At 72.4% G+C, this 24,398-nt stretch carries 19 protein-coding genes; 11 read left to right on the plus strand and 8 right to left on the minus strand.

Annotated features, from left to right (window positions below; genetic code table 11):
- Window positions 1–46 precede the first annotated feature (46 nt).
- The 7 genes from AC0693_RS22610 to pdhA all read right to left on the minus strand — a co-directional run bounded on the left by AC0693_RS22610 (window position 47) and on the right by pdhA (window position 9,984).
- Window positions 47–454: a hypothetical protein gene (locus AC0693_RS22610; protein WP_478802691.1), complete on the minus strand. Its 408-nt coding sequence runs from the start codon at window positions 452–454 to the stop codon at window positions 47–49.
- Window positions 454–5,268 carry a putative T7SS-secreted protein gene (locus tag AC0693_RS22615; RefSeq protein ID WP_478802692.1) on the minus strand — a complete coding sequence of 1,605 codons (4,815 nt, stop codon included), beginning with the start codon at window positions 5,266–5,268 and terminating at the stop codon, window positions 454–456. Before AC0693_RS22615 ends, AC0693_RS22610 begins: the two co-directional genes overlap by 1 nt.
- Window positions 5,268–5,834, minus strand: a complete 567-nt coding sequence (locus tag AC0693_RS22620) for a hypothetical protein (protein WP_469316014.1) — start codon at window positions 5,832–5,834, stop codon at window positions 5,268–5,270. The genes AC0693_RS22615 and AC0693_RS22620 overlap by 1 nt, the downstream gene beginning before the upstream one ends.
- Window positions 5,831–6,205, minus strand: coding sequence for an SseB family protein (locus AC0693_RS22625; RefSeq protein ID WP_356402987.1), 375 nt, complete (start codon window positions 6,203–6,205; stop codon window positions 5,831–5,833). The genes AC0693_RS22620 and AC0693_RS22625 overlap by 4 nt, the downstream gene beginning before the upstream one ends.
- 116 nt (window positions 6,206–6,321) lie before the next feature.
- Window positions 6,322–7,761: a dihydrolipoamide acetyltransferase family protein gene (locus AC0693_RS22630; protein ID WP_478802832.1), complete on the minus strand. Its 1,440-nt coding sequence runs from the start codon at window positions 7,759–7,761 to the stop codon at window positions 6,322–6,324.
- Window positions 7,762–7,792: 31 nt separating this feature from the next.
- Complete coding sequence (locus tag AC0693_RS22635) at window positions 7,793–8,773, minus strand: alpha-ketoacid dehydrogenase subunit beta (protein WP_468467100.1); 981 nt, start codon at window positions 8,771–8,773, stop codon at window positions 7,793–7,795.
- A gap of 2 nt (window positions 8,774–8,775) precedes the next feature.
- Window positions 8,776–9,984 carry a pyruvate dehydrogenase (acetyl-transferring) E1 component subunit alpha gene (gene pdhA, locus AC0693_RS22640; RefSeq protein ID WP_356402993.1) on the minus strand — a complete coding sequence of 403 codons (1,209 nt, stop codon included), beginning with the start codon at window positions 9,982–9,984 and terminating at the stop codon, window positions 8,776–8,778.
- Between the two features lie 323 nt (window positions 9,985–10,307).
- On the opposite strand from pdhA, the gene AC0693_RS22645 reads away from it, so the two are divergent.
- Together AC0693_RS22645 and AC0693_RS22650 are read left to right on the plus strand one after the other, a co-directional pair.
- A complete protein-coding gene (locus AC0693_RS22645) occupies window positions 10,308–10,979 on the plus strand; it encodes a response regulator transcription factor (RefSeq protein ID WP_356402996.1) in 672 nt (223 codons plus the stop codon).
- A 113-nt stretch (window positions 10,980–11,092) separates the two neighbouring features.
- Window positions 11,093–11,509 (plus strand): pyridoxamine 5'-phosphate oxidase family protein, encoded by a 417-nt coding sequence (locus AC0693_RS22650; protein ID WP_478802693.1) that lies wholly within the window; start codon window positions 11,093–11,095, stop codon window positions 11,507–11,509.
- Window positions 11,510–11,586: 77 nt separating this feature from the next.
- Here AC0693_RS22650 and AC0693_RS22655 read toward each other — a convergent pair whose 3' ends face one another.
- Window positions 11,587–13,152 carry a protein kinase domain-containing protein gene (locus AC0693_RS22655; protein WP_478738144.1) on the minus strand — a complete coding sequence of 522 codons (1,566 nt, stop codon included), beginning with the start codon at window positions 13,150–13,152 and terminating at the stop codon, window positions 11,587–11,589.
- A 227-nt stretch (window positions 13,153–13,379) separates the two neighbouring features.
- On the opposite strand from AC0693_RS22655, the gene AC0693_RS22660 reads away from it, so the two are divergent.
- The 9 genes from AC0693_RS22660 to AC0693_RS22700 all read left to right on the plus strand — a co-directional run bounded on the left by AC0693_RS22660 (window position 13,380) and on the right by AC0693_RS22700 (window position 24,398).
- The gene (locus tag AC0693_RS22660) at window positions 13,380–15,047 is read left to right on the plus strand and encodes a protein kinase domain-containing protein (RefSeq protein ID WP_478802694.1); all 1,668 of its coding nucleotides are present in this window, start codon (window positions 13,380–13,382) and stop codon (window positions 15,045–15,047) included.
- Window positions 15,048–15,171: 124 nt separating this feature from the next.
- Window positions 15,172–15,675 (plus strand): hypothetical protein, encoded by a 504-nt coding sequence (locus AC0693_RS22665; protein WP_478802695.1) that lies wholly within the window; start codon window positions 15,172–15,174, stop codon window positions 15,673–15,675.
- An 87-nt stretch (window positions 15,676–15,762) separates the two neighbouring features.
- Complete coding sequence (locus AC0693_RS22670) at window positions 15,763–16,434, plus strand: PadR family transcriptional regulator (protein WP_469316008.1); 672 nt, start codon at window positions 15,763–15,765, stop codon at window positions 16,432–16,434.
- The gene (locus tag AC0693_RS22675; protein ID WP_356403013.1) at window positions 16,427–17,194 is read left to right on the plus strand and encodes an ABC transporter ATP-binding protein; all 768 of its coding nucleotides are present in this window, start codon (window positions 16,427–16,429) and stop codon (window positions 17,192–17,194) included. Before AC0693_RS22670 ends, AC0693_RS22675 begins: the two co-directional genes overlap by 8 nt.
- The gene (locus tag AC0693_RS22680) at window positions 17,191–20,046 is read left to right on the plus strand and encodes an ABC transporter permease (RefSeq protein WP_478802696.1); all 2,856 of its coding nucleotides are present in this window, start codon (window positions 17,191–17,193) and stop codon (window positions 20,044–20,046) included. The genes AC0693_RS22675 and AC0693_RS22680 overlap by 4 nt, the downstream gene beginning before the upstream one ends.
- Window positions 20,047–20,129: 83 nt before the next feature.
- Window positions 20,130–20,669, plus strand: a complete 540-nt coding sequence (locus tag AC0693_RS22685) for a bacterial proteasome activator family protein (protein WP_356403019.1) — start codon at window positions 20,130–20,132, stop codon at window positions 20,667–20,669.
- Between the two features lie 98 nt (window positions 20,670–20,767).
- Window positions 20,768–21,652 (plus strand): NTP transferase domain-containing protein, encoded by an 885-nt coding sequence (locus AC0693_RS22690; protein ID WP_478802697.1) that lies wholly within the window; start codon window positions 20,768–20,770, stop codon window positions 21,650–21,652.
- A complete protein-coding gene (locus tag AC0693_RS22695) occupies window positions 21,649–23,310 on the plus strand; it encodes a molybdopterin molybdotransferase MoeA (RefSeq protein WP_478802698.1) in 1,662 nt (553 codons plus the stop codon). Before AC0693_RS22690 ends, AC0693_RS22695 begins: the two co-directional genes overlap by 4 nt.
- Window positions 23,298–24,398 carry a potassium channel family protein gene (locus AC0693_RS22700; RefSeq protein ID WP_478802699.1) on the plus strand — a complete coding sequence of 367 codons (1,101 nt, stop codon included), beginning with the start codon at window positions 23,298–23,300 and terminating at the stop codon, window positions 24,396–24,398. The genes AC0693_RS22695 and AC0693_RS22700 overlap by 13 nt, the downstream gene beginning before the upstream one ends.

Genomic DNA, 24,398 nt, shown 5'->3' on the forward strand with positions numbered 1-24,398 from the left:
GGGTCCGGCCCGGACGCGGGCGGCCTCCAGCGCCGCCGGCGGAGTGTCAGCGCCAGGTACGGGCGTCCCGGACCACGCCCGCCGCCAGGTCCGGACGGCCCTGGAAGTCGCCCGAGCGGGTGGCGATGACCAGGAGCGGCCGGCCTTCGGAGTCCGGGAAGCCGCTGTAGAACCCGAGCACCGCGTTCGGATCGGACAACAGGTCCGCGGGCGGGCTCAGCCGGAGGCGCTCCGAGCCGTCCGCCCGGTAGACGACGGCGTTGTCCTTCGGGGTGAAGGGCCGGGTGTCCAGCGCCTCGACCACCAGGACGAGCGTCTCGCCGTCCTGCGTCCAGGCCATGACGGACTGCGGCGGCTTGGCGTGCTCCTTGGCCACGGTGGCGGCGCCGTCGTTCCAGCGCACCGTGGTCTCACCGGCGGTCCACTCGACCGCCACGTCCGGTTCCTGCGTCATTACTTGGGGATCTCCACGGGAGGGCCGACTGGGATCAGCCGGGCTCGGTCTTCGTAGTTCAGGATCTCCAGCTGGCTGACCCCGCCGGGCAGATGGCCCAGCTTGGGGTCCGTCTGGGGCCCGATGATGCTCTCCTGGATCCGGATGGGGTCGCCGGTGTCCGGGAAGCGGTACCGCTGGAGCATGGAGACGTCGTCCTTCCAGTCGGTACGAATGGCCAGCTGGTCACGTACGTACTGCTGGTTGGGCACCCCCTCGAACGTACCGAAGCCGCCGGGGCTGGTGGCCGGCTGCCCCTTGGACAGCACCATGTTGAACTCCTCGCCCGGCTGCGCCAGCCGCGAGGTGATCGGCGTCCCGTACATGTTCGGCGGTTCCCGCTCGGCCTTGGGCAGCGCCAACTGCTCCTTGCCTGCCGCCGGGCAGCCGCTCAGGCCCAGCGGGTCGGCCCACACCAGCGGGTTGGTGACGTACGCGACCGGGTTGGACGAGGGCGTCAGGCCCAGGGGGTCCGAGGTCAGGTAGCGGGCCGTCTCCGGGTCGTAGGTCCGGAAGTGGTTGTGGTGGAGACCGGTCTCGGGGTCGTAGTACTGGCCGGGGAAGCGCAGCGGTGTGTAGGCCGTGGCGTCCCGGTTCCAGCTCGTCGCTCCCCACACGGTGGAACGGGTGTGCCAGGCCAGCGCGCCCTGCTCGTCGATCATCTCCGTCGGCGTGCCGACCAGGTCGGTGACGATGGCGAAGAACCGGCTGTCGATCTCCGCTTGCGACGGCTCCCGGGGTGCCCGCGGCCCCCCCGGGACGGCGGCGGCCCGGATGGACTCCACTTGGGTGAGCGGGTGCAGGCCGGCATGGGTCCAGCTGAGCGTGACCTCGTGCGGGCTGTCCCGTACGTGGGTCGTCTGCTCGGCCAGAGTGGTGCCGTCCCAGGTGAAGAGGGTCTCCTCGACTACCTCCCACTCGGTCTCCTGCGGCGTTGTTTCACGTGAAACGTCGGTTTCACGTGAAACACCCGTTGTTTCACGTGAAACACCGGCGCCCGGAGCCGGGGCAAGACGCCGTTTCGCGACGCGGCGTCCCAGTCCGTCGTACCGGTAGCGCCAGCGGGTGCCGTCCGGGGTGGTCACCTCGGTCAGCCGGTCGTCCGCGTCCCAGACGTAGTGCCAGGTGTCGGGCTTGCGGGAGAGCCGGGTCTTTTGCCGCAGGACCACCCGGCCCTGGGCATCGTGCTCGTAGCGGACCCGGCCCGCCCGGGTGATCCGGGTGCCGCTGTACTCGCGCGCTCCGACGGCGTCCGCACCGGGGTGGGCCTGCGGCCAGTCGGCGGACGTCTGGTTGCCCGCCTCGTCGTAGGCGTACCGCTCCGACCAGGAGGCCGCGTCCACCCCGGTCACCCGGGCCGCGGCGTCCAGGGTGAAGCGGCGCGGGCCGCTCGTCTCGTCGTCGATCTCCAGCAGGTTGCCGTCGGCCCGGTAGGTGTAGCCGCGGCGTTGGAGGGTCCGCTGGTCCGAGCCCGTGATGTGGCGGGTGGTGAGCCGCCCCACGGGGTCGAAGGTGTGGTGCAGGGCCGTGCTCTCCCCGATGTGCCGGGTCAGTTCCCGTCCTGCGGCGTCCCGCTCGAACGTCAGGGTCCGGCCGGAGGCGTTCAGCGCGGTGCAGTGACCGGCCTCGTCGTAGGTCCACTGCGCCCGCGCCCCGCTGGGCAGGGTCCGGGTCACCGGACGGCTCAGCTCGTCGTAGGCGTAGCGGACCGAACGGCCGTCCACGCGTTCCTCGGCCAGGCGCCCGTGCCGGTCGCGGAGGCGGACCAGGATGGTGCCGTCGGCCGAGGTCACCGCCGCGGGCAGGTCGAAGACGTCGTACTCGAAGGTCGCCGTACCCGCCGGGGAGGTCTTCCGGACGATCCGGCCGAGCACGTCCCGCTCGTAGGCGATCTCCTCGCCCGCGGCGTTCACCCGCGAGGCGAGCCGCCCGGTCGCGTCGTAGGTGTACCGCAGGGTCCGGCCGTCGAAGTCCGCCTCCGAGGTCAGCCGGCCCGCCGCGTCGTAGGTGTACTCCCAGTTCAGACCCTGGGGGTTGCGGACGCCGGTCAGCCGCAGCGCCGCGTCGTAGGTGTACGCGTACCGCACCCCGTCCGGCCCGGTCCGGGCGGCGAGGAGGTCGAAGTGGGTGTACTCGAAGCGGGTCACCCCGCCCGAGGGGTCGGTGAAGGCGGTGCAGTTGCCCTCGCCGTCGTAGACCCAGCGCCGCTCGCTGCCGTCCGGATCCACCCGGCGGGCGGGCCGGCCCTCCGTGGTCCACTCCATGACGGTGACCCCGCCGAGCGGGTCGGTGACCCTGACCGGGCGGCCGAAGGCGTCCCGCTCGAAGCGGGTGACGGCGCCCAGCGGATCGGTGGTGGTGAGGGGGAGGCCCGCCGCGTCACAGGTGGTGCGGGTGACGGCGCCGAGCGGGTTCGTGACCGCCGTGAGGTGGCCCCGCTCGTCGTAGGCGAAGGTGGTCACCGCGCCCGCCGAGGTCGTGAGCGAGGTGCGGTTGCCGCGCTCGTCGTAGGTCTGGCGGACGACCGTGCCGTCGGCGTTCGCCACCCGTACCGGCAGGCCCAGCCGGTCGTACTCGGTCCCGGCCGCCCGGCCGTCGGGGCGGACGGAGCGGATGATCCGGCCCGCCTCGTCGTACTCCTGGTGGGAGGTCGCGCCCAGGGCGTCGGTGCGGGAGGTCGGGCGTCCGTGCCGGTCGTAGGTGTAGCGCGTGACGGCGCCGAGCGGGTCGATGTCGGCGACCACCCGGCAGTGCTCGTCGATCAGGTAGCGGCGGGTGTCCCCAGCCGCGGTGGTGACGCTGGTGACCCGGTGGCCGGTGGCCGGGTCGAACCCGTCGTAGTCGAGGGTGAGGGCGAGGTGCCCGCCGCTGCCGCCCTCGGCGACGCAGCGGTCCCGGTCGTCGTAGGCGTAGTCGTAGCGGCTGTCGTTGGTGTCGGTCCAGGAGGTGATCCGGCCGCGTTCGTCGTAGGTGAAGCGCAGGGGCAGGCCGGAGGAGTTGGTGACCTCGGTCAGATGTCCGTCGGTGTAGCCGTACGCCAGGATCCGCGGGCCGCCGGTCAGGTGCAGGGCGGTTATCCGGCCCCCGGCCGTCTCGAAGCGCAGGTGGTAGCCGCCGCTGTGGGCGATGCCGACCGGGGTGCCCTCGGCGTCGTACTCGAAGGAGATCGTGTTCCCGTTGCGGTCCGAGAGCTCCGCGATCGGCGCCACACCGTCGCCGTCCGGTGACAGCCCGGGCTCGGTGAAGCGGCGGACGTGACCGGTCGCCGGGTCCGTGAGCGTGTAGTCGCCGGCGGGGGTCCGTTCCAGCGGCCGGGCCGGGCCCCTGGCGGGCAGCACCGGGACGCCGGGCGCCGGGTGCGGGTAGCCGATGAGGAGGCCGTCCTCCGCGACCAGGACCACGCCCTCGGCGTCGATCTCCAGGTGCTGGTCGACCGTACTGCTCCAGGAGGGCCCGAACCAGCGCCCCGCCGTGTAGCCGGACTCCGCCCGGCGCGTGAAGACCAGGGGCAGCGCCCCCGGCAGCACCACATCGGTCTGCGGGAGGTACATCCGGCCGGTGGCGAGGTCCACGGGGTCCGTGCCGCCCGTGGTCCGCTCCCCGTCCGGCGTCTTGTGCAGCTCCGGGCCGTCACCGGTGAGTGCCTTGCGGCCGGGCCCCGTCGGGATGTCGTCCGCGAGCTTGGCGACGGTGCCGGCCTTCTTCGCCAGTCCCAGACCCTTCGTCCCGATGAGTTCGGGGAGCATCTTGCCGATGCCCTCGGACGGGTCCTTCATGAACTGGTCGAGCATCTGCTTGCCCGCGCCCATGGGGTCGTTGACCGCGGTCACGAGCCCGGCGACGGTGGAGTTCAGGCTGGTCGCGTACTCGGCCGGGTGCGTCAGGTTGTACGGGTCCATCGGATTGACCGAGCGGACGAAGTTGAGCAGGCCCGCCGTGCCCTTGATGACACCGCCGGTCAGGTGCGTCTTGGCGATGTCCAGGTACTGCATGCCGTCACCGAACTGCTCGCCGTACGAGGGCTTCGGCGGGGCCGCGTCCCGGGCCGCGCGGACCGCCGTCCTGGCCGTCTCCGCCACCTCGTTGCGCTGCTTGCGCGCCCCGTCGAGCTTGTCCTGCGCGGCACTCGCCAGCGCCACGCCCGGATCGGTGAAGGCACCCGGCTTGGGCGGCAGCGTGTCCTTCTTCGCGTCGATGGCGTCGTTGTAGGTGTCGACCTGCTTGTTGTAGGCGTTGCGGGCGTCCGTCGAGGCCTTCTTGGCCGCGTTGTAGTCGGCCAGCGCCTCCTTGGCCTGCCCCTGCGCCCACTCCACCGTCTCGGCGAATCCCCCCATGGCCACGGCGGCCTTGCCGAAGGCCTCGGCCGCCTTGAACCAGCGGGGCGGCTCCTTGGCGACGGATTCCCGGAAGGCGTCCGCCGTCTTGCCCTTCAGGCCGTCCGAGTCCAGGCCCTTGAGGCCGTTGCCGACCTTGTCGAAGGCGGCCTTGAAGTCCTGGAGGTGGGCGGCCTGGGCGCGGATCTTGGAGACGCTGCCGTAGACGAGCTTGGTGGGGTCCTCGGTCTGGCCGAGTTCCAGCTCGGCCACGTCGGCGCCCAGTTGGTTGGCGGCCGAGCGGCTCTTGTCGCGGATCCAGTCGCCCGCGTCCTCCAGCCCCACCTTGTCGGCCAGTCCGGCGACCTTGTCGCCGGTCCACTCGATGGCGTCGCCGACGTCCTCGGTACGGTCCTCGACCCAGTCCTCGACGGAGTCCGGAATGAAGTCGCCGAGCCCCATTACTTACCGTCCCCGTCACCCGTGGCCTGATCGACCAGGTCCTTCAGCGAGCCGATCTTCCCGGTGCTCGTCAGCTTCTCCCCGGTCTGCGACCAGGTGTTCTTGATGTCCTCACCGCTCTTCTGGAAGGACTCCGCACTGAAATCGGGCTTGTACACATCCGCCCGGAAGATGTCCCCCCACTCCTTCTCCTCGATCTCGTCCTCACTCGCGTGCGGATTCCCGTAGGCCGAGTTCGCCGCGACCTTCAGCGCTCCCTGGACGTAGTGGTCCTCCTCCCACAACGTCCCCGCCGAAATCCCCAGCGCCTGCGCCAGCGTGCTCGCATCCTGAATCAGCGAGCGCACCCCCCACTCCCACTTCTCACAGAATTCCTCGAAATCCGTCGCCAGACCCGCATGACCGGCCTCCATGCCCGTCATCGACAACGAACTGAACCCCGCCCCCATCGACGCTCCACCGGCATCCGCACCGGACTCCCGCAGCTCACCCACCGCCGCACGCAGACCGTCCTGGATCTTCTTGACCGCTTCCGGCGCGACCGCCAGGTCCTTCTCACCGCTCACGCCGTCACCGCCACCGCGTCCGGGACGATCCCCACCACCGGCGGGAACAACATCGCCCCCTCACCGTCCGCCACGTTCACGGCGACACCCGCCGGACCCGGCACGTCGGGGATCACCGCATCCACCAGCCGGGCCCCCAGAATCGCGAGGTACTCCCACTCGCGATCCCCGGCCCCGCGCGCCGACGCGAAGCGGGCCAGCGCCTCCTCGTCCGTGAAGGCGTAGATCCACCGCACCCCACCCCGCTCACCCGACATCACCGCGCCGTCGGCGAGCGGCACGAGCAGCGCGGCCCGCCGGAATTCGCCCAGCAAACGCTGCGGATGTCCCGATCCGCCGCGCATGGCGGATATTTCCTCGGTCAGTCCCATGATCCGTGCCCCCGTTCGCGGAGGCGCTGGGTCGCCCCCGATTCGCACACGTTACTCAGCACCGATGGCCGGCCACCCATGGGGGTGGCCGGCCATCGGCAGGGTTCAGCAGCCCGTCAGGCCCAGGTGACCAGGCGCTTCGGGTGCTCCAGGACCGCCGCGATGTCCGCGAGGAACCGGGAGCCCAGCTCACCGTCGATGAGACGGTGGTCGAAGGACAGCGCCAGGGTGGTGACCTGACGCGCCTTCACCTTGCCCTTGTGCACCCACGGCTGGAGCTTGATCGCCCCGACCGCGAGGATCGCGGACTCGCCGGGGTTCAGGATGGGCGTACCGGTGTCGACGCCGAAGACGCCCACGTTGGTGATGGTGATGGTGCCGCCCTGCATGTCCGACGGGGACGTCTTGCCCTCGCGGGCGGTGGCCACCAGGTCGGACAGGCCCTGCGACAGCTCCGCCAGCGTCTTGGCGTGCGCGTCCTTCACGTTCGGCACGATCAGACCGCGCGGGGTGGCCGCCGCGATGCCCAGGTTCACGTAGTGCTTGAGCACGATCTCCTGGGCCGCCTCGTCCCAGGACGCGTTGACGTCCGGGTTCCGGCGGATGGCGATGAGCACGGCCTTGGCGATGAGCAGCAGCGGGTTGATCCGCAGCCCCGCCATGTCCGGGTCGTCCTTCAGCTCCTGGACGAGCTTCATCGTGCGCGTCACGTCGAGCGTGATGAACTCGGTGACGTGCGGCGCGGTGAAGGCCGAGGCGACCATGGCCTGGGCCGTGACCTTGCGGACGCCCTTGACCGGGATACGGGTCTCCCGCGCACCCGGCGCCGCCGGAGCCGTCGCGGCCGGGGCCCCGGTCTGCACGGCGGGAGCGGCGGCGGGGGAGGACTCGGGTGCGACCGGCTGCGGAGCCGACGCGGCGGTGGCCGCCGCGTGCACGTCCTCGCGGGTCACGACGCCGCCCTCGCCGGTGGGCACGATGGCCGCCAGGTCGATGCCGAGGTCCTTGGCCAGCTTGCGTACGGGCGGCTTGGCCAGCGGGCGCTCGGCGCCCGCCTGCCCGTGACCGCCGTACCCGTGGCCGCCGTTCCCGTTCAGCGCCGCGGCCGCGGCCGGCGGAGCCGCCGGGGCCGGCACGACCGGGGCGGCCGGAGCCGCCGGGGCGGACACGGCCGCCGCCGGCGCCGCCTTGCGCGGGCGGCGCTTGGTGGACGCGGTGGAAACGCCGTAGCCGACGAGGACGGCCTGGCGCGCGGCGGGCGCGGCCTCCGCCTCGGGAGCAGCCGCGGCCGGGGCGGGGGCAACGGCTTCGGCCGGAGCCGCCGCTGCGTCACCGCCGCCGGTCCGCACCGAGATGATCACCTCGCCGACGTCGACCGTCGTCCCCTCGGCGAAGCGCAGTTCGTGGACCACGCCGTCGAAGGGGATCGGCAGCTCGACGGCCGCCTTCGCCGTCTCGACCTCGCAGACCACCTGGCCGTCCGTGACCGTGTCCCCGGGCTGGACGAACCACTTGAGGATCTCGGCCTCGGTGAGCCCCTCGCCCACGTCGGGCATCTTGAATTCGCTGATCGTCACGAAAATCTCCTCAGTACGCCAGCGAGCGGTCGACGGCGTCGAGCACCCGGTCCAGGCCGGGCAGGTACTCGTCCTCCAGGCGGGCCGGCGGGTACGGCGCGTGGAATCCGCCCACGCGCAGCACCGGCGCCTCCAGGTGGTAGAAGCACCGCTCCGTGATCCGCGCGGCGATCTCCGAGCCGACGCCCAGGAACACGGGCGCCTCGTGCACGACGACCAGGCGGCGGGTCTTCTCCGCCGAGGCCTGGATGCCGTCGAAGTCCACCGGGGACATCGACCGCAGGTCCAGGACCTCGACCGACTTGCCCTCCTCGGCGGCGGCCGCGGCCGCTTCCAGGCACACCTTGACCATCGGGCCGTACGCGGCCAGGGTCACGTCCGACCCCTCCCGCGCGACCCGCGCCTTGTGCAGCTCGCCGGGGATCGCCTCGACGTCGACCTCGCCCTTGTCCCAGTAGCGGCGCTTCGGCTCGAAGAAGATCACCGGGTCGTCGCTCTGGATCGCCTGCTGGAGCATCCAGTAGGCGTCCGCCGCGTTCGAGGGCGAGACCACCTTGAGGCCCGCCACGTGCGCGAACAGCGCCTCGGGGGACTCGGAGTGGTGCTCGACCGCGCCGATGCCGCCCGCGTACGGGATCCGGATGACGATCGGCATCTTGATCGTGCCCAGCGAACGCGCGTGCATCTTCGCGAGCTGCGTGACGATCTGGTCGTAGGCGGGGAAGACGAAACCGTCGAACTGGATCTCCACCACGGGCCGGTAGCCGCGCAGCGCGAGCCCGATCGCGGTGCCGACGATGCCCGACTCGGCGAGCGGGGTGTCGATGACCCGCTCCTCGCCGAAGTCCTTCTGCAGGCCGTCGGTGATCCGGAAGACGCCGCCGAGCTTGCCGACGTCCTCGCCCATGATGAGGACCTTGGGGTCGGTCTCCAGAGCCTTGCGCAGCGAGTCGTTGAGCGCCTTGGCGATGGTCAGTTTCTGTACCGGCATGGTCACTCCCCACCCTCGAAGGACGCGAGGTAGGCGGCGAACTGGGCGCGCTCCTCGTCGACGAGCGCGTGCCCGTCGGCATAGACGTTCTCGAAGATCGCCATGGTGTCCGGGTCGGGCATGGCCCGCACGACCTCGCGGACGTGCTTGCCGAGGGCCTCGCTCTCGGTCTCCAGCTCCTCGAAGAACGCCTCGTCGGCGAACCCGCTCGCGAGCAGGTGGGTCTTCAGGCGCAGGATCGGGTCCTTGACCTCCCAGGCCGCGCGCTCCTCGTCCCGCCGGTACTTCGTCGGGTCGTCCGAGGTGGTGTGGGCGCCCATGCGGTACGTGAACGCCTCGACCAGCGTCGGGCCCTCGCCCCGGCGGGCGCGGTCCAGGGCCCAGCGGGTCACGGCCAGGCAGGCCAGGACGTCGTTGCCGTCGACCCGTACGCCCGGGAAGCCGAAGCCCTGGGCGCGCTGGTAGAGCGGTACGCGCATCTGGCGCTCGGTGGGCTCGGAGATGGCCCACTGGTTGTTCTGGCAGAAGAACACCACGGGGGCGTTGTAGACGGCCGAGAAGGTGAACGCCTCGGCCACGTCGCCCTGGCTGGAGGCGCCGTCGCCGAAGTACGCGATGACCGCGGAGTCGGCGCCGTCCTTGGCCACACCCATGGCGTAACCGGTCGCGTGCAGCGTCTGCGAGCCGATCACGATCGTGTACAGGTGGAAGTTGTTGAGGTTCGGGTCCCAGCCGCCGTGGTTCACACCGCGGAACATGCCCAGCAGGTTCGTCGGGTCGACTCCCCGGCACCACGCCACACCGTGCTCGCGGTAGGTGGGAAAGACGTAGTCCTCGTCGTTCAGCGCGCGGGCGCTGCCGATCTGGGCGGCTTCCTGGCCCAGCAGGGAGGCCCACAGGCCCAGCTCGCCCTGGCGCTGGAGCGCGGTGGCCTCGCCGTCGAAACGACGCGTGAGGACCATGTCGCGGTAGAGACCGCGCAGGTCGTCTCCCGTGATGTCCTCGACGAAGGCCAGGAATTCCGCGTTCTCGGGATGGTCCGCGGCCGAGACCCGGGTCCCCTCGGGCGTCAGCAGCTGTACCAGCTGCGGCTCGGCACTCTGGGCGGCGGCTGCGGCAGCGGCGTTCTTGCCGGCGCTCGCGGCGCCGGCCGCTCGCTTGGTGCCGCTGCTGCGTCGCGGCTTGCGCGCGGCAGTGCTCTCCACGGTCACGTGTGCTCCTCCGTCGGTCCGGCACCCGGGTTCTCCGGGGACCAGTGCGGCTCGCCGAAATCCGTGCGCGCGCACGGGGTGGGTGCGTCGCGGTGGGGATTCCGGCGTGACAGGTGCCCCGGCGAGTGCCCTGCGCAATGCACGTTACCCAGTGGGCCGCATATCTGCGAAACCCCGTTTGACCTGCGATTTTGCTTGGATTTCCAAGTAAATCCGAGGATCCGGGAACAACCACTGGTCACAGCCTTGCAGGGGGCCGGAACAACGGCACGTTATCCCGGCGTCTTGCGGCAGGGAAGGGGTGAGTGTGTGAAACTGAATCCGTGCGCGAAGACGGAAAAATCAAGGTATTCCTCCTGGACGACCACGAAGTGGTACGGCGAGGGGTCTATGAGCTCTTGTCGGTCGAAGAGGACATCGAGATCGTCGGCGAAGCCGGTACGGCGGCGGACGCGCTGGTGCGGATCCCGGCCACCCGGCCCGACGTCGCCGTGCTCGACGTGCGCCTGCCCGACGGCAGCGGAGTCGAGGTCTGCCGCGAGGTGCGCTCCCAGGACGAGGACATCAAGTGCCTGATGCTGACCTCGTTCGCCGATGACGAGGCGCTGTTCGACGCGATCATGGCCGGGGCCTCCGGGTACGTCCTGAAGGCCATCCGCGGCAACGAGCTGCTGCACGCCGTCCGCGACGTGGCGGCGGGCAAGTCGCTGCTGGACCCCGTCGCCACGGCGCGGGTGCTGGAGCGGCTGCGCGACGGCAAGAACGGGAAGGGCGACGACCGCCTCTCGAACCTCACCGACCAGGAACGCAAGATCCTGGATCTGATCGGCGAGGGCCTGACGAACCGCGTGATCGGCGAGCGGCTGCACCTGGCCGAGAAGACGATCAAGAACTACGTCTCCAGCCTGCTGTCCAAGCTGGGCATGGAGCGCCGGTCCCAGGCCGCCGCCTACGTGGCGCGCCTGCAGGCCGAGAAGCGTCAGGGCGTGCGGTAACGGCCCTGCCCCGGATTCCACGGGGCGGCCCGTCCGACTCGGGACCAAGGTCCTCGATGGTGGGGGCGGGCTCCTCTTTTCCGGCGCCGCGCCGGTACCGGACAGTGGACGGCATGTCCCCTGAGGAACGCCACGCCATCGAACTCCTGCGCCGGGTGCCGTACGGCCGTGTCGCCACGAGCATGCGCGCGCTGCCCTTCCTCGCCCTCGCCCGCCACATCGTGGTCGACGGGCGGGTGGTGCTGAGGATGCACGCGGGCTTCGGCTACCACCACGCCTGCAACGGCAGCGTGGTGGCCTACGGGGCGGACAACTTCAACAGCGGGGACCCGCGGCTGTGGTCGGTGGAGTTCACCGGAACGGCCCGGGTCGTCGAGCCGGCCACCGCCGAGCTGGAACTCTTCGGTCCGGCTCCGCATTTCATGGACGGCGCGGTCTTCGACCCCGTCTACATGCGCATCGAGCCGCAGTTCGTGACGGTCCACGCCCTGGTCGGAAATCCGGACCGGGACTACGAGCACGCCCTCTGACCAGCTCTTTCGCAGCGCATCACGCAACGTTTACGGGCCCGGCGGAAGAAATTGCGCCGGGCCCGTAAAGGTGTTCTCTACTCCTCGAAGCCGTTGTTGCGCCCGTCCCCCGTCGTCGGAGTGCTCGACGGCGGCTTCGACGCATGCGTCTTCGTCGGCGTCGGGCTCGGCGTGTCCGACGGCTCGCTCGACGACTCCGTGGCGGTCGGCGTCGGCGACGCGCTGTAGCTCGACGATGTCCGCGGACGGCTCGGTGTCGACGAGTAGCTCTCGCGCGGGCCGTAGGTTTCCGGCGAGTCCGACGGGGTGGTCTCGGGGCTGCTCGGCGTGGACTGCGCGCTGCTCTGCGGGCTCTGCGAGCTGCTCTGCTCGGGCTTGCCGGCGCCGCCGCCCTTGTCACCCGTCTTGTCCAGGGCGAAGACCACGCCGGCCGCGATGGCGATCACCGCGAGGACCGCGAACAGGACCATCTTCCAGCGGCCGCCGCCGTTGCCGCCCTGCCCCTGCCCGTGACCCTGGCCTCCGTCGTGGTAGCCACCGCCGCCGGGGAAGGCCGAGCCGTCGTCCGGGTTCAGCGGCGGCACCATCGGCTGCTGGAACTGCGAGGTCGTGGAGTGCGAGGGGTACCCGCCGTTGTTGCCCATCGGCATGGCCGCGGTCGCGGCGCCGCCCCGGCCGTTCGGCAGCGCCATGGTGACCGGCCCGGTGTTCCAGGTGCCCGTGTTGGCGCCCTGCTCCTGGAGCATCTGGAGGGCGTAGCCGACCAGGCCGCGCATCTCCTCGGCGCTCTGGAACCGGTCGTCCGGGTCCTTGGCGAGGGACCGCATGACCAGTCCGTCGAGTTCCTGCGGGATCGTGTGGCCCTCGGGCAGCTGGGAGGGCGGTACGGGCGCGTCCTGCACGTGCTGGTAGACCACCGACAGCGGGGTCTCGCCGGTGAAGGGGGGCCGCAGTGCGAGCAGTTCGTACAGCAGGCAGCCGGTGGCGTACAGGTCCGAGCGGTGGTCGACGGCCTTGCCGAGGGCCTGCTCCGGGGAGAGGTACTGCGGGGTGCCCATGACCATGCCGGTCTGGGTCATCGTCGACTGCACGCCGTGCAGGGCGCGCGCGATGCCGAAGTCCATCACCTTCACCGCGCCGGTGTTGGTGATGATGACGTTGGCGGGCTTGATGTCGCGGTGCACGATGCCGTGCTGGTGCGAGTAGGCCAGGGCCTCCAGCACGCCGGACACGATGATGAGCGCCTGCTCGGGGCCCGGGGCGTCGGCGCTGATCAGCAGGTCGCGGATGGTGCGGCCCTCGACCAGCTCCATCACGATGTACGGGACGACGTTCGGGCCGACGCGGTCCTCGCCCGAGTCGTACACGGCGACCACGGCGTGGTGGTTGAGGCCCGCGACCGACTGTGCCTCGCGGGTGAAGCGGGCCTTGGAGACCGGGTCCTCGGCGAGGTCCGCGCGCAGCAGCTTCACGGCGACGGTCCGCCCGAGGCGCACGTCCTCGGCGGCGAACACCTCCGCCATGCCGCCGCGGCCCAGACGGTGGGTCAGCCGGTAGCGGCCGTCACCCACGATCCCGCCGGCGCCCCAGTGCTCAGGACCATCAGCCATCCCGGCGCCGTTTCCCTCGGGTTCGGGTGCCATCAGTCCTCGCCGTCGTCTCTCTCGGCCGCACGAGCGGCGGGCCTTGTTCGGAGTGCTCCGATGAACGCTACAGCCTCCGCGCGACTCGCCGACCGGGTCGAGCGCCCTGTCCCCGTGTGGTCACGGAACGGGCACCTGGCTTGACGTGGGCTTGCCCTCCGGCAGACTAGGCGCGATATGCGCTGTGCCAGACGCGCACGCACGCCGCCCGAGGGGAAGCAACAGTCATGAGCCAGGACGGTACTGAGGGCCGGTACGCAGGCGGGTCCTTGGCCGGTGGCCGTTACCAGCTGCGGGACTTGCTCGGCGAGGGCGGCATGGCGTCCGTCTACCTCGCCTACGACTCGGCGCTCGACCGGCAGGTCGCGATCAAGACGCTCCACAGCGAGCTGGGCCGCGAGCAGTCCTTCCGCGAGCGCTTCCGGCGCGAGGCGCAGGCTGTAGCCAAACTGTCGCACACCAACATCGTCTCGGTGTTCGATACCGGCGAGGGTGACCTGGACGGCATGCTCATGCCGTACATCGTCATGGAGTACGTCGAGGGGCAGCCGCTCGGCGCGGCCCTCCAGTCGGACGTCACGCAGTACGGCGCGATGCCCGCCGACAAGGCGCTGAAGGTGACCGGCGACGTGCTGGCCGCCCTGGAGACCAGCCACGAGATGGGCCTGGTCCACCGGGACATCAAGCCGGGCAACGTGATGATGACCAAGCGCGGCGTGGTCAAGGTGATGGACTTCGGCATCGCGCGCGCCATGCAGTCCGGGGTCACCTCGATGACCCAGACCGGCATGGTCGTGGGCACCCCCCAGTACCTCTCCCCCGAGCAGGCGCTCGGCCGGGCCGTCGACGCCCGCTCCGACCTCTACTCGGTCGGCATCATGCTCTTCCAGCTGCTGACGGGCCGGCTGCCGTTCGAGGCGGACTCGCCGCTGGCGATCGCGTACGCGCACGTGCAGGAGGAGCCGGTCATGCCGTCCTCCATCAACCGCGCCGTGACGCCCGCCATGGACTCGCTCGTCGCCCGCGCACTGAAGAAGAACCCGAACGAGCGCTTCCCCACGGCCGCCGCCATGCGCGACGAGGTGCTGCGGGTGCTGTCCGCGGGGCAGACCGGGGCCCCCTCGATCGTCCCGGGTGCGCCCGTGAGCAGCGGCGCCGGCGTGTCCTCGGCGGTCTTCCCGCCGGTGGACTCCGGCTTCCAGTCGCCGCCGCACCAGCCCGTGCAGCAGCCCTACCAGCCCTCGCCGTACGCGCCCGCGCCGCAGCACCAGCAGACACCGCCGCCGCACGGGTACGCCTACCCGCCGCCGCAGCAGCAGCACACGCCGCCGCCGATGCCGCAGCAGCACGGTCAGTACGCGCCGCACGCGCCGCAGACCCCGCCCCCCTTCACCATCTCCCCGGTGACCGGTAGCGGGTCCGCGAGCGGTGGCGGCGCCGGTGCGGGCAACGGCCGGAACACCCCGGTGATCGTGGGCGCGATCGTGGTGGCCCTGCTCGCCATCGGCGGTCTGATCACGGCCATCTCCCTGAACTCGGACGACAAGGGCGGGGACTCCCCGTCCTCGGCCTCCTCCGCCAGTGGCTCGCCGTCCGCCAAGGCCGGTCACAAGGGCCCGGACACCACCCGCACCATCGACGTGGCGAAGTGCAAGGAAGCGTCCAAGTCGTTCAAGGACGCGGCCAAGGTCAACGCCCCGGACTTCCGGTACAAGAACCTCCGCTCGGTGAAGGAGTGCATCCAGGCCGCGGGGTGGAAGTTCACCATTCAGACCCGCGACGAGGCGGTGTACGGCCAGGACACGGTGCTGGAGCAGCTGCCGGCGGCGAACACCGACGTGCCGAAGGAAGGCGCCGAGTTCACGCTGGTCGTCTCCACCGGAGACCCCCAGTAACGGCGCCTGCGCAGGACGCTCCCGCATCCCGGGCCACCCTGATGGGGTGCCCGGGATGCCGCTTTTGCCCCACCGTGTAAATCTGAGCGGGACATCTCGGTCGCTCGGGACGGGAGGGGCCCCCGTGACGCAGTACCTCCGCCGCCTCGCCGGGACCGCGCCCGCCTTCGCCGCGCTGGCCTTCTCCGTCCTGGTGCCCGCGTCCCTGGCCCTGGCCGCGGCGCCGGCCGGCGCCTCCCCCCTCGCCGCCGTTCCCGCCCGGCACGACGCCCCCGTTCCCGCGCACTACCTGCTGCCCGGGTTCGAGGGGCCCGGGGACGACGAACTCGCGGGCAGCGCCGCGGGCGCCGGACGCGAGCACCCCGGCCGGCCCGCCACCGAGCCCGCCGACCCGGAGGCCGTCCTGGCCTCGCGTCCACTTCCGCTGCGACCGCGCACCGCCGAGCAGGTGGCGCCGCCGCCGCGCACCGAACCGAGTCCGCCGCCCCCGCCGCGGGCCCGGGCCATGGGCACCGGAGTCAACGAGCGGGCCGCCGATCTGGCGGCGCACATACTGCCGCTCGGCACGGGGTTCGCCCTGATGGGAGTGGGTCTGGGGTACATGGGCGTGCGGCTCCGCCGGGGCTGATCCGGCCCCGTTCAGAGCGCCCTCCCCCTCAGGACGTACGACTCAAGGCGGTTGTCCGGCTGAACATACTCGGTATACATACTGAGTATGTCTATCCGCCATGGCCTCCTCGCCCTCCTGGAACGGGGACCTCGGTACGGCTCACAGCTGCGCACCGAGTTCGAATCCCGTACCGGCTCCACCTGGCCGCTGAACGTCGGGCAGGTCTACACGACCCTCGCCCGGCTGGAGCGCGACGGTCTCGTCGCGCCCGGCGGCGAGGACGCCGCGGGCCACACCCTCTACGCCATCACCGCTACCGGACGCGAGGAACTGCGCGACTGGTACGAGCGGCCCGTCGACCGCGCCAACCCGCCCCGCGACGAGCTGTCGATCAAGCTCGCCATGGCCGTGGGCACGCCCGGCGTGGACATCCGCGCCGTCATCCAGGCCCAGCGCCACGCCACGATCCGGGCCATGCAGGACTACACCCGGCTCAAGGCCCGGGCGCTCGCCGCCATCGAGAGCGGAATGTCCGAGGAACGCGACGACGTGGCCTGGCTGCTCGTCGTGGAGCAGCTGATCTTCCAGACCGAGGCCGAGGCCCGCTGGCTCGACCACTCCGAATCGCGGCTGGTGCGGCTCTCCGTCCTGGCCGAGCGGGGAGCCGTGCCGCCCGCACCACCGACGGCCTCCCCGGCGCCCGGACCGCCTCCGGCCGCCACCGCCTCCCTCACCTCCACCGCACAGCCGTCCCAAGGGGGACTTCCGCATGCATGACCAGCACCCGTACCCCAGCCGTCCCGCCCGGCAGCAACAGCCCGTCCTCCAGCTCGACCAGCTCGTCCGCACGCACGGAAGCGGCGCCACCGAGGTGCACGCCCTGCGCGGCATCAACCTCTCCGTGTACCCGGGCGAACTCGTCGCCGTCATGGGCCCCTCAGGCTCCGGCAAATCCACCCTGCTGACCCTCGCGGGCGGTCTCGACACCCCCACCAGCGGCCGGGTCGTCGTCGAGGGAACCGACATCACCACGGCGAGCCGCAAGCAGCTGGCCGCCCTGCGCCGGCGCAGCATCGGCTACGTCTTCCAGGACTACAACCTCATACCGGCCCTCACCGCCGCCGAGAACGTGTCCCTGCCCCGCGAGCTGGACGGCACCTCCGCCCGCAAGGCCCGGATCTCCGCCCTGGCCGCCCTGGAGGAGATGGGCCTCGGCCATCTCGCCGACCGGTTCCCCGACGAGATGTCCGGGGGCCAGCAGCAGCGCGTGGCCATCGCCCGGGCCCTGGTCGGCGACCGGCGCCTGGTCCTGGCCGACGAACCGACGGGCGCCCTGGACTCCGAGACCGGCGAGTCCGTCCTCGGACTGCTGCGCTCCCGCTGCGAAGCGGGAGCCGCGGGGATCCTGGTCACCCACGAACCGCGCTTCGCGGCCTGGGCGGACCGGGTGGTCTTCCTGCGCGACGGCCGCGTGGTCGACGAGACCATGCGTTCCCAGGCCGACTCCCTCCTGTCCGGACTGGGGCCCGCCCTGTGAGGACCTGGTACCACTCCTGGATCGCCGCCCTGCGGATCGCGCGCCGCGACGCCTGGCGCGCCAAGGGCCGCAGCGTCCTGGTCCTCTCCATGCTGGCCCTGCCCATCATCGGGGTGAGCGCCGCCGACCTGACCCTGCGCAGCGCCGCGCTCTCCCCCGGCCAGGCGCTGGACCGCAAGCTCGGCACCGCCGACGCCGAGCTGCGCTCCACGGGCATGGGCACCCCCATCTACCAGCAGCCCGACGGCGAGAACTACGCGCCGGTGGGCGGCTACAAGGACTACACCCCGCCCAAGGACGCCGAGGACCAGGACAACGCCAAGGCCGCGATCCCGGCGGGCGCCGAAAGCGTCAAGAACAGCCTCGGCCACGGCAAGATGCGCACCACGCACGGCCTGCTGAGCACCCAGCTGCGCGAAATAGACCCGGCAAGCCCGCTGGTCAAGGGCATGTTCACGCTGGACGGCGGCCGGCTGCCGCAGCAGCCCGGGGAGATCCTCGCCACCCACGCGTTCCTGTCCGAAGCCGGGTACTCCATCGGCTCCGAGGTCACCCCGCGCGGCATGCAGACCTCGTACCGGATCGTCGGCGCGTACGAACTGCCCAACTCCCTCAAGACCACGGAGATCCTCGCCCCGCCCGGGACGCTGATCGACCCGCTCGCCCGCGCCCTCACCGAGGCCGGACTGTTCCCGCTCCGGGCCACCGACACCTACTTCGTGAAGGTCGGCGGCGATGGTTTCACGTGGAACATGGTCAAGGAGGCCAACACCAAGGGCGCGACGGTCCTCTCCCGCGCGGTGACGCTGAAGCCTCCGGCCGACTCCGAGGTGCCGCTGTTCCAGCAGGAGAGCCGGAACGCCTTCCCCGACCTGAACGACCGGTCGACCGAGCTGGCCATCGCCGCGACCGTGGTCGGCCTCGCCATGCTGGAGATCTGCCTGCTGGCCGGTCCCGCCTTCGCGGTCGGCGCCCGCCGCTCGCGCCGCCAGCTCGGCCTGGTCGGCGCCAACGGCGGCGACCGGCGGCACATCCGGTCGATCGTGCTCTCGGGCGGCCTGGTGCTGGGCGCCACCGCCGCCGTCATCGGCACCGGCATCGGCGTGGCGCTCACCGTCGCCCTGCGGCCGCTGCTGGAGGAACAGCTCGGCGTCCGCTTCGCCGGCTTCGACCTCAGGCCGCTGGAACTCGCCGGGATCGCCCTCCTGGCCGTGCTGACCGGCGTCCTGGCCGCGATCGTGCCGGCCGTCACCGCCTCGCGGCAGACCGTCCTCGCCTCGCTCACCGGCCGCCGCGGGGTCCGCAGGTCCAACCGGATCCTGCCGTTCCTCGGCCTGCTCGCCCTCCTCGGGGGCGCGGCCATCATCCTCTTCGGCACGGTGTCCGGCAGGGGCTTCGCGGTCGTCGCGGGCGGCAGCGCCATCGCCGAGCTGGGCCTCGTCGCCATGACCCCCATGCTGGTCGGCCTGTTCGGCCGGGCCGGGCGCTGGCTGCCGCTCTCGCCGCGGCTCGCGCTGCGCGACGCGGTGCGCAACCGCGGGCGCACGGCCCCCGCGGTGGCCGCCGTCCTGGCCGCCGTGGCCGGCACGGTCGCCGTGGCGACGTACCAGCACAGCAAGGACGTGCAGGCGGCTCACGAGTACGTCGCCAAGCTCCCCGCCGGATCCGGCACCGTCATCGTCAACGAGGAGGGCGCCTATCGCGACGTGCCCGCCGTCCGCGAGGCCCTGTCCCGGCAGTTCCCGCTCTCCGTCCGGGCCGACGTGGACCGGCTCGTCGTCGGCAAGGCCGGCTGCGAGCGCTCCGGCAGCGGCAGCGCTGCGGGCTGCGGCCGCGCCGAAGTCGTCGTGCCCAAGGAACAGCGCTGCCCGCTGGACGACGCGGAGCACGGCCCCGCGTCCTTCAGCCCGGAAAAGAAGAAGGAGCTCCGCGGCGACTGGCGTTGCGCACAGAGCGAGCACTTCGCCCGGTACACGACCGTCGTCGCCGACCAGAAGCTGCTGACCGCGCTCGCCGTCACCGACCCGGGCACGGTGTCGGCCCTCGCCTCGGGCCGCGCCGTCTCCTTCGACAAGCGCAACGTCAAGGACGGCAAGGTCACCATCCGGCTGGTCACCGACACGGTGAAGGCCGACGCCGCGGTGTCCCAGCACAAGGAGATACCGGGCGAGGACCGTGTCTTCCCCGTCCACCAGGCCCCGGACTCCGCCGAGGCGTACGGGATCCAGCTGATCCTGCCGCCCGCCGCGGTACAGGCGGCCAAGATCGCCACCGCTCCGTTCGGCTCGTACTTCGCCCTCGACGGCACGGCGACCTCCGTCCAGCGCCAGAAGCTCGACGGAGACCTCGACCGGATGGGCGCGGACGCCGAGGTGTCCGTCGAGGCGGGCTTCCACCCCACCTCCGACCTGACCCTGCTGGCCCTGACCCTGTTCGCCGGTCTCGTCACCATCGGTGCGGCCGGCATCGCCACCGGACTCGCCCAGGCGGACTCGGAGGCCGACCTGAAGACCCTCACCGCGGTCGGCGCTCCCCCGCGGGTGCGGCGCACGCTGAGCGGTTTCCAGTGCGGGGTGGTCGCCCTGATGGGTGTGGTGCTCGGATCCGCCTCGGGCATCCTGCCCGCCGCCGGGCTCCGGCTCGTCCAGAGGCGCGAGGTGACGCGCCTCTACGAGTACGGCGTGGCCCACGGCAACTGGAGCGCAGCCGAGGGCGGGCCGCCCTGGGTGCCCATCGTGGTGCCGTGGCAGACGCTCGTCGAGCTGCTGGTCGTGGTACCGCTCGGGGCGGCCCTGCTCGCCGCGCTGGTCACCCGCTCCAGCGGCGCGCTGGCCCGCCGGGCCACGGGCTGATCCCGGTGCCCCCGGACAGGGTGGATCACGCCTGTCCGGGGGCACACCGTGTGAGTACGAAGGTGTGGGAGACAATGGTCGGCATGGAGATGCCGAGTGGTGAACGGTCGCAGGACAGCCCCCCTCACGTCCTGATCCTGGGACAGGACGGGACGGCGGTCGGCGGCGCCGACGACGAGTCTCGCGAGGTCCCGGTGACGGAGATGGTCGAACAACCCGCCAAGGTCATGCGGATCGGCAGCATGATCAAGCAGCTCCTGGAAGAGGTCCGCGCCGCCCCTCTCGACGAGGCCAGCCGCGTCCGCCTCAAGGACATCCACGCGGCGTCGGTCAAGGAGCTGGAAGACGGCCTGGCCCCCGAGCTGGTCGAGGAACTGGAGCGGCTCTCGCTGCCGTTCACCGAGGAGGCCATTCCCTCTGAGGCGGAACTGCGCATCGCGCAAGCCCAGTTGGTGGGCTGGCTGGAGGGCCTCTTCCACGGCATCCAGACCGCCCTGTTCGCCCAGCAGATGGCCGCCCGGGCCCAGTTGGAGCAGATGCGCCGCGCGCTGCCGCCCGGCTCCGGACACGAGGACGACGAGGACGGCGGCCACGGGGCCATCCGCTCCGGGCCGTACCTGTAGGCCCGTAGGGCCGCGGAACGCACGCCCCTTCGCCGTCCGCGCATCGTGACGCCCCGCCACCCCCGCAAGGGGCGGCGGGGCGCCCGCATACTCGGGACATGACGTACCACGCGATCGTGTTGGCCGGTGGCGCCGCGCGACGGCTCGGCGGCGCCGACAAGCCCGCCCTGAGCGTCGGGGGCCGGTCCCTGCTCGACCGGGTGCTCGACGCCTGCGCCGACGCGACCGCCACCGTGGTGGTCGGCGGCCGCCGCCCCACGTCCCGTCCCGTGCGCTGGGCCCGCGAGGAGCCCCCCGGGGGCGGCCCGCTGGCCGCGCTGGCCGCCGGCCTGCGGTCCACCGACAGCGAGCTGGTCCTCGTGCTCTCCGCGGACCTGCCGTTCCTGGACCGCGAGACCATACGGGCACTGCGCGCCGCCGCCACCGGGACCGGACCGGCGGGCACCCCCGTGGACGGAGCCCTGCTGCGCGACGCCGACGGGCGGGACCAGCCGCTCGTCGCCGCCTACCGGAGCGAATCGCTGCGCCGCGAGACCGCCCTGCTGGCCGCCGAGCACGGCAGCCTCACCGGGCTGCCGCTGCGGGCGCTGACCGCCGAACTGGACCTGGCCCGGGTGAGCGCGGCCGGACCCCTCGCCTCCTTCGACTGCGACACCTGGGACGATCTCGCGGCCGCGCGTGCCCGGATCAGGGAGCATGGGTCCGTGCTGGACGAATGGATCACCGCCGTCAAGAACGAGCTGGGCATCGACGTCACCGTCGACACCAAGACCCTGCTCGACCTCGCCCGTGACGCCGCCCACGGCGTCGCCCGTCCCGCCGCTCCGCTGACCACCTTCCTGGTCGGCTACGCGGCGGCGCATGCCGAAGCCACCGGGGCCGACCCGGCCGAAGCGGTCGCCGAAGCCTCCCGCAAGGCCGCCGCCCTGGCGCTGCGGTGGGCGGCCGAAGCGGACCCCGCCGACGGGACGGGCACAGGATGACCCCCGCCGACGCCACCGATGCCGAGCGCGCCCTGGACGAAGCCCTGGCCGCGCTGACGGGCCCCGCGTCCCCCACCGCCCGGCACGACCCGGCCCCCCGGCACGACCCCGCCCCGGCCCCGTCCGCCGGATCCGGCGCGGGACCCTCCGCCGACCCGGCGCACGCCGACACGGGGCACCACACCGACGCCGCGGGCCCCGCCGACGCGGGCCCCGCCGACGCGGGCCCTGCGGACCCGGGCCCTGCGGAACCGGGGCCGGCCGTGGTGCCGGCGCCGACCGCGCCGTCCGCCGAGCCGGTGGCACCGCAGGCCCCCGGCACCGGTCCCGCGGAAGCGGCCGGTGCCCCCGCGCACGGGGGCCTGGAGCGGGACCTCGACCAGGCGCTCGCCCTGGTCAGCCGCGCCCCGTCGGCCCCGCACGCGGGCGGGCACCGGGCCACCGCCTGGGCCCGCGCCGTGGACGGCGCGGCGCGCGCGGGGGCCCAGACCCCCGTCCGCACCCACCACGTCCCGCTCGCCGAAGCCCTCGGCGAGGTACTCGTGACCCCGCTGGACGCGCTGACCGACCTGCCGTCCTTCGACACCTCGGCCATGGACGGCTGGGCCGTTTCCGGACCGGGGCCCTGGACGGTCCGCAGCGGCAGCGGGATCCTGGCGGGCTCCGACCGCCCGCAGCCGCTCGACTGCGGCGAGGCCGTACGGATCGCCACCGGCGCCCGGGTCCCGGCCGACGCCACCGCCGTGATCCGCAGCGAGCACGCCCACACCGACACGACGACGGGCCGCCTGCACGCCGACCGCGCGGTGGTGACCGGCCAGGACATCCGCCCGCGCGCCCAGGAGTGCCGTTCCGGAGACCTGCTGCTGCCCGCCGGCGCCCTGGTCACCCCGGCCGTCCTGGGCCTGGCCGCCGCCGCCGGGTACGACCGGCTGCACACCCGGCCCCGGCCCCGCGTGGAGATCCTGGTGCTGGGCGACGAGCTGCTCACCGAGGGCCGCCCGCACGACGGACTGATCCGGGACGCCCTGAGCCCCATGCTCGGCCCCTGGCTCACCCGGCTCGGCGCCGAGGTCATCGCCACCCGGCGCCTCGGTGACGACCCCGAGGGCGCCGAAGCCCTCCACCGGGCCGTCACCGGCTCCGCCGCCGACGTGGTCGTCACCACCGGCGGCACCGCCTCCGGCCCCGTCGACCACGTCCACCCCGTGCTGACCCGGGCGGGCGCCGAGCTGCTGGTGGACGGGGTCGCCGTACGCCCCGGACACCCCATGCTCCTGGCCCGCCTGGCCGACCGCGCCCCCGACCAGAAGGCCGCCCGCCACCTGGTGGGGCTGCCCGGCAACCCCCTGGCCGCCGTCTCCGGCCTGCTCACCCTCGCCGAACCGCTGCTGCGCGCCCTGGCCGGGCGCCCGCCCCGCCACCGCTACACCGCGCCCGCGCGGGACGACGTACCCGGCCACCCCTACGACACCCGGCTCGTCCCGGTCCTGCTCACCGCCGACCACGCGGTGCCGCTGCACTACAACGGTCCGGCGATGCTGCGCGGCATCGCCGCCTCGGACGCGCTGATCGTCGTACCGCCGGGCGGGGTGCGGGCCGGACAGGACGTGGAAGTCCTCGACCTGCCCTGGGCCGCGGGGGGATGTTTCACGTGAAACTTCACGGCCACGACGCGATGGCCCGCCAAGCGGACGAGAAACTCGTCTCCCGGCGGATCAAACTGCCCACGCGCGAGGTCACCAAGCCCCTGCGGCAGGTCACACGGCGGCTGCTGATGGCCCTGTTCGTGCTGGCCCTCACGGTGCTCATCGTCTACATCGACCGCGAGGGCTACCACGACAACGCCGACGACCGGGTCGACTTCCTCGACTGCGTCTACTACGCCACGGTGACCCTCTCGACCACCGGCTACGGCGACATCGTCCCCTACGGCGACGGCGCGCGGCTGGCCAACGTCCTGCTGATCACGCCGCTGCGCGTGGTGTTCCTGATCATCCTGGTCGGCACGACCCTCGAAGTCCTCACGGAGCGGACCCGGGAGGAGTGGCGGCTGAACCGCTGGAGGAAGAACTTGCGCGAGCACACGGTCGTCGTCGGCTTCGGCACCAAGGGCCGCTCGGCCCTGCAGACGCTGCTGGCCACCGGTCTCTCCAAGGACCAGGTGGTGATCGTCGACCCCAGCGCGAAGGTCATCGACATCGCCAACGCGGAGGGGCTCACGGGCGTGGTCGGCGACGCGACCCGTTCGGACGTGCTGCTGCGCGCCGAGCTCCAGAAGGCCCGTCAGGTGGTCATCGCCACCCAGCGCGACGACACGGCGGTCCTGGTGACCCTGACGGCCCGCCAGCTCAACCGCGGCGCGAAGATCGTGGCGGCGGTGCGCGAGGAGGAGAACGCCCCGCTGCTGCGGCAGTCCGGCGCCGACGCCGTCATCACCAGCGCGAGCGCGGCCGGACGGCTGCTGGGCCTGTCGGTGCTCAGCCCCAGCGCGGGCACCGTGATGGAGGACCTGATCCAGCAGGGCAGCGGCCTCGACCTGATCGAACGGCCCATCACCAGGGCCGAGGTGGGGAAGGGCGTCCGGGAGACCGGGGACCTCGTCGTCAGCGTGCTGCGGGGGCACCGGCTGCTCGCGTACGACGACCCGCACGCGAGCCCACTCCAGCCGACGGACCGGGTGATCGCCATCGTCCGCGCGACGCCGCCCACGTCGCCCCCGGCGACACTGGGGCCCGCCGAGTAG

It is taken from the genome of Streptomyces sp. NPDC043876 (genome assembly GCF_056435825.1).

Coding starts and splice junctions, on each gene's coding strand:
- AC0693_RS22695 (WP_478802698.1), top strand. CDS start 21,649: ATGACCCCCGCCGACGCCACCGATGCCGAGCGCGCCCTGGACGAAGCC.
- AC0693_RS22630 (WP_478802832.1), bottom strand. CDS start 7,761: ATGCCCGACGTGGGCGAGGGGCTCACCGAGGCCGAGATCCTCAAGTGG.
- AC0693_RS22670 (WP_469316008.1), top strand. CDS start 15,763: ATGTCTATCCGCCATGGCCTCCTCGCCCTCCTGGAACGGGGACCTCGG.
- AC0693_RS22660 (WP_478802694.1), top strand. CDS start 13,380: ATGAGCCAGGACGGTACTGAGGGCCGGTACGCAGGCGGGTCCTTGGCC.
- AC0693_RS22675 (WP_356403013.1), top strand. CDS start 16,427: ATGCATGACCAGCACCCGTACCCCAGCCGTCCCGCCCGGCAGCAACAG.
- AC0693_RS22690 (WP_478802697.1), top strand. CDS start 20,768: ATGACGTACCACGCGATCGTGTTGGCCGGTGGCGCCGCGCGACGGCTC.
- AC0693_RS22655 (WP_478738144.1), bottom strand. CDS start 13,152: ATGGCACCCGAACCCGAGGGAAACGGCGCCGGGATGGCTGATGGTCCT.
- AC0693_RS22610 (WP_478802691.1), bottom strand. CDS start 454: ATGACGCAGGAACCGGACGTGGCGGTCGAGTGGACCGCCGGTGAGACC.
- AC0693_RS22700 (WP_478802699.1), top strand. CDS start 23,298: ATGTTTCACGTGAAACTTCACGGCCACGACGCGATGGCCCGCCAAGCG.
- AC0693_RS22625 (WP_356402987.1), bottom strand. CDS start 6,205: ATGGGACTGACCGAGGAAATATCCGCCATGCGCGGCGGATCGGGACAT.
- AC0693_RS22615 (WP_478802692.1), bottom strand. CDS start 5,268: ATGGGGCTCGGCGACTTCATTCCGGACTCCGTCGAGGACTGGGTCGAG.
- AC0693_RS22635 (WP_468467100.1), bottom strand. CDS start 8,773: ATGCCGGTACAGAAACTGACCATCGCCAAGGCGCTCAACGACTCGCTG.
- AC0693_RS22685 (WP_356403019.1), top strand. CDS start 20,130: ATGGAGATGCCGAGTGGTGAACGGTCGCAGGACAGCCCCCCTCACGTC.
- AC0693_RS22650 (WP_478802693.1), top strand. CDS start 11,093: ATGTCCCCTGAGGAACGCCACGCCATCGAACTCCTGCGCCGGGTGCCG.